Source organism: Cupriavidus sp. SIMBA_020 (genome assembly GCF_046535395.1).
Classification (GTDB): domain Bacteria; phylum Pseudomonadota; class Gammaproteobacteria; order Burkholderiales; family Burkholderiaceae; genus Cupriavidus; species Cupriavidus campinensis.
Window position 1 is genome coordinate 1 of the sequence record NZ_JAWRWU010000382.1, and the last position, 283, is coordinate 283.

A 283-nucleotide genomic window follows, 5' to 3' on the forward strand; every position below is an offset into this window, starting at 1 on the left:
TTTATCAAGTGTTTCCTTCATTGATATTCCGAGAGCATCAATATGCAATGCTGTTGGGATGGCAATTTTTACGCCTGTTTTGCTTTGCTCGACATAAAGATATCCATCTACGATATCAGACCACTTCATTTCGCATAAATCACCAACTCGTTGCCCGGTAACAACAGCCAGTTCCATTGCAAGTCTGAGCCAACATGGTGATGATTCTGCTGCTTGATAAATTTTCAGGTATTCGTCAGCCGTAAGTCTTGATCTCCTTACCTCTGATTTTGCTGCGCGAGTG

1 protein-coding gene is annotated in these 283 nt (G+C 42.4%); it reads right to left on the minus strand.

Annotated elements, in window-relative coordinates:
* A partial coding sequence (locus SB751_RS29690; protein ID WP_410748983.1) for a tyrosine-type recombinase/integrase occupies nucleotides 1–283 on the minus strand: 283 nt, incomplete at both ends.